Annotated in this window: 6 protein-coding genes; 5 read left to right on the top strand and 1 reads right to left on the bottom strand. The window is 33.5% G+C overall.

The window, feature by feature from the left end; all coding sequences use genetic code 11:
- Positions 1 to 33 precede the first annotated feature (33 nt).
- The 3 genes from AB685_RS27890 (at position 34) to AB685_RS27885 (ending at position 1,403) form a co-directional block, all read left to right on the top strand.
- On the top strand, positions 34 to 687 hold the full coding sequence (locus AB685_RS27890) for an SMI1/KNR4 family protein (RefSeq protein ID WP_241773405.1): 654 nt from the start codon (positions 34 to 36) through the stop codon (positions 685 to 687).
- A complete protein-coding gene (locus AB685_RS32245; RefSeq protein ID WP_241773404.1) occupies positions 635 to 826 on the top strand; it encodes a hypothetical protein in 192 nt (63 codons plus the stop codon). Before AB685_RS27890 ends, AB685_RS32245 begins: the two co-directional genes overlap by 53 nt.
- A 118-nt stretch (positions 827 to 944) precedes the next feature.
- On the top strand, positions 945 to 1,403 hold the full coding sequence (locus tag AB685_RS27885) for a hypothetical protein (protein ID WP_241773403.1): 459 nt from the start codon (positions 945 to 947) through the stop codon (positions 1,401 to 1,403).
- 980 nt (positions 1,404 to 2,383) lie between these two features.
- Here AB685_RS27885 and AB685_RS29970 read toward each other — a convergent pair.
- Entirely contained in the window at positions 2,384 to 2,905 is a 522-nt protein-coding gene (locus AB685_RS29970; RefSeq protein ID WP_053073978.1) for a hypothetical protein, read from the bottom strand.
- A gap of 362 nt (positions 2,906 to 3,267) precedes the next feature.
- Between AB685_RS29970 and AB685_RS32240 the strand changes: the two genes are divergently transcribed.
- Together AB685_RS32240 and AB685_RS31525 are read left to right on the top strand one after the other, a co-directional pair.
- Positions 3,268 to 3,426 carry a hypothetical protein gene (locus tag AB685_RS32240; protein WP_157860768.1) on the top strand — a complete coding sequence of 53 codons (159 nt, stop codon included), beginning with the start codon at positions 3,268 to 3,270 and terminating at the stop codon, positions 3,424 to 3,426.
- Between the two features lie 185 nt (positions 3,427 to 3,611).
- Positions 3,612 to 3,755, top strand: coding sequence for a hypothetical protein (locus tag AB685_RS31525; protein ID WP_157860766.1), 144 nt, complete (start codon positions 3,612 to 3,614; stop codon positions 3,753 to 3,755).
- The last annotated feature ends 119 nt before the right edge of the window (positions 3,756 to 3,874 follow it).

Here is a 3,874-nt window from a genome sequence, read left to right as displayed (position 1 = left end):
TGGTAATAATCATATTAACTTGGTGGGGAAAAGATGAAGAAATTAATTAACATGATTGATTCTAGTTCGAGGGTGGCTGGGGTGTCTTTACTGGAATTGAAAAAGGCAGAAAAAGAACTTGGTGCTATTTTCCCAAATGAATATWAGGAACTTTTTTTTGAAACCAATGGTTCAACATTTGGTGATWGGCCTTTGTTTCCAATCCCTACGAATAAACCGTTAGCAAAAAAAATAGATATCATCAAACAAAATCTTGATTTCAGACCAAAAAACGTACCAGGTGAAATGATCTGTATTGGTGAAAATCTCAATGGCGATAAGCTTTGCTATCGTATTAGAAAAAGATTTATGCAAGAACTACTCTATGTTTGGAATGAGAATACTGGGATAAGTAAGTGTAAAGCATTATCATTAAGCGAATTTATTGATTGGTATGTACCGAAAATAAATACGAATAAACCCAATGTAGTTGGCACTTTCACTGTAGAAAGTGGAAGTTTAATTGTTACTGATCCATGTTATGAAATAGGGGAAGAAGACCTACAAATCATCCTTCCAAAAGTGAGAAATGGGAAATGGACGGCGTTGATATCTTATACACCCGATGAAGTAGTTGAAAGCTTATTTGTCTATTATGGAGAAAAGAAACCAAGTGGAAAATGGCATGCATGTGAAAAATGTCTATGATATAGAGATTAATGAAGATGGATTAACATATTATGTTGCCTGTTCGGATACTGTTGCTTCAGATTCCCAGGGAGGAGTTATGCCAGGAGGGGCGGTTTCAATGTCTGGTTATGGCGACGGAATGTACGAAGTAAAGTAAAATATAATATTTCAAAGGAGGTTGTTGGCGTAATGATTGGCTTTGGTGATGAGGAATAATACAATTCACCAACTTAGCGTTGAATCAGGAAAACTTAATAAACATTTATCTGGGGTGCATGATGAAGAAATATGAAAAGATGTTGGTCGCAATTAAGAATGAGGAATTCAATTGTTTTGGTGAAAAAGGGGATTGGCTTTATATTGCATCTAAAAAAGATACTAAGAAAAGACTTTTTCGCTTACCAAGCTATATTTATTTCTTTGTATCTTTAAATCAAGAACGTATGCCTTCGGAAGTTGGAGTAGTAAAGAAAATAAACGGTACTATTACTGCAAGAGAACTTGCAGAATTAGATTATGGGACTAGAGATGAAGATATCTCGTTACTTGATGACGATACCGTGAAAGAATATCAATGGTTTTTAGAGAAGGTTAATGCCCAATCTGAACACACTCCTATGGCGGTAACTTGGTTTGAAAGGGTATTTCCGAAAAAAGAGAAAGAATTACGGCTACACAAAAAGTTCTTTACGGGTTTAACAAAAGAAGAGAAAAAAGATTTATTTGAAGATTAAAATCGTTGAAACCTTCTTCAACAACCGGGGGCAAGAGTTCAAGAAGGAAGGAATGTTAAACATTAATGTAGAGGTGAATGTTAATGAATACAGACCAAGCATTTTCTATACTTAGAAAATACTCCCCTATGACTGATGAGGAAGATTTAACTGAAGATATGATCGATGAGTATGCTAGTGCTATAAGACTTGGCCCTTGCTCGTTCTGTTTCTTCTTTAATTTGAGCTTGCTTTATGTATAGTGTCCGTATATCTTTTACTGACCGCTTGACGCTCACGATCTTTACCCCAGACATACTCATCATGCGAGCATTTTGACTATTTTGGACTCTTCTAATACTTTTATAGAAAAATTAAAAAAGTATAGGGAATTACATATATTTATTTATTTCTCTCTATATGTAATATAGTACATTTAATGGTATAATTAATTTCATGGAGAGAGCTCAAGAGGAAAAGGCGATTGCTAAGCAGAAAGAAGACTTTTGAGAAAGCAGAGCCTAGGAATAGAGTAAGATAYAGCTAGAACTTGCCTGCAGTTTGTTAAGAGTGTTTTCTGATAAGCAGGTAAAAATCAAGGTAAAAAAGAAATTAGTATAAAATTAAATTCTCTTGTATCTAATTTTATCTTTTGCCTATATAAATTTAAATTTCAGGGAAAACAATGAAAAATGAAGTTTATACTATATAATTCAAGTTTTAGTTTTTTAATAATTAGCGAAGGGTGTTTCAGTTGGATCCTACAATCAAACTAAGGTTTGCTAAATTATTTGTAATACTACCTGTAATAGTGCTAATTTACTTAAATATCAATAGTGAAGTGCTAATCCCTGAGGGTTACCAATTAGCTATTGATGGGTATGTTATCTCCAGGACACTGGTGCTTATTTTTACCTTTTACTTGGTAACTAAATTAGGATATTGGATTTGGGAAAGACATGAAAAAAACTAGTTATTTGTAAATAACTAGTTTTTTTTATTTATTTATATACTATTCTATACTCACCATAAAGTGGAGTTACAACAGTATAGCTATTAGATGATTGGACTCTTCCATTAATTGTATCGTAAACTTCTCTAGTCCCCTTTTCTACTTTTTCTCTTACTTTGTAACCCATGTACCCCACAGAGTTTGCATTAACATTTAATACATACCCTATTTTACTGGAGATACTTACACTAGGTGAAAATCCTRATCCAGCTACAGAACCTGTGAATCCTATGTTGAAGGTTGTTGTTCTATCAGAAGTGATTGACCCACCCCTACTGCCAGTTCTTAAATCGTCAGATACTCTACGAGTACTAGACCACCGATAACTGGTTGTCACATTCACTTTTCTAGTACGATAAGTGTTTATACCATTAGTACTCACTTCCCCATTAACACTTATTTCCTCTACATCGACATTATTAGTTGWATCGTTTGCTTCTACCTTGTCAAAAGCAAGTAAAATTGAAAAAGAAAATAGTAAGACTAGTAGAAAAGACAGTTTTTTTAGCAACTAATTTCACCTCTTTAAATTAATTTATTGGTACATAGATAATTATACTAAATATGGTATATTTTGTCTCTTAAAATAGTTTATTTTTTTTAAATATAAGTATAATTATATTTTGAGAGCTTGGATTYTGAAGTGATACTGGATGGATATCTAGATTCATGCTGGTTCGGTTTAATTTTATTCATCAATTTTTCTCCAGATAAAGGATAAGCTTAAAACAGACACCTTTTTATTTAGGGTTTCCTCTTTCGAACAAATAAAGGAATTTATAAGATTTAAATCAAAACCTCATTTATAACTTGGAGAGGGACGAAGTCGATACCGAGGTTGGGATTAGAGTTTCTAATATAGAAGGGTAAAACATGAGATTAAGCAGTTACCTCTTTACATGTGTTGAAGATGAAGAAGACACTAACGGGACATTATATATGGTCTTATTAGGTAAGCATCATGAGGATATWGAAGGCGAATATTCATTAATCCACAGTTTGAATGGGCTGGTGACTTCCATAATGGTCTAGCTGTGATCACCATTGGCTACAAGTATGAATTTATTAACAAAGAGGGTCAGATTGTAATCAATCCTCAATATGAATGGGCCGAGCCATTCTCCGATGGGTACTCTTTAGTCCTTGATCGATTTGAAGAATATCATTTTCTTAATTACAGATGGTGATATTGTTTTTGGTAATGAGCATGGTTATGAATGGGCTACCAGTTACTCGAATGGACTAGCGTTTATTATTGTACGGATTATGAAGGATATATTGATAAAAAAGGTAATCTGATTTATCAATATGATATGGAGGGCTGGTCTTATATCGATGCATACTTTGATGTACATTATTAATAGAATCCAGCCTCTCTTCCATAAGAGGTTGGATTCTTTGTTAGGAGATAAAACAAGATAGTATCAACCTCCCTTCTCTTGACCAAACTAGAATACTAGAAAAGGAGGTGCTAATGAGA

It is taken from the genome of Bacillus sp. LL01 (assembly GCF_001037965.1).
The sequence above is the reverse complement of the archived record's forward strand: the minus strand, read 5'-3'. Positions and strand labels throughout refer to the sequence as shown.

Coding starts and splice junctions, on each gene's coding strand:
- AB685_RS32245 (WP_241773404.1), top strand. CDS start 635: ATGGAGAAAAGAAACCAAGTGGAAAATGGCATGCATGTGAAAAATGTC.
- AB685_RS27885 (WP_241773403.1), top strand. CDS start 945: ATGATGAAGAAATATGAAAAGATGTTGGTCGCAATTAAGAATGAGGAA.
- AB685_RS31525 (WP_157860766.1), top strand. CDS start 3,612: ATGGGCTACCAGTTACTCGAATGGACTAGCGTTTATTATTGTACGGAT.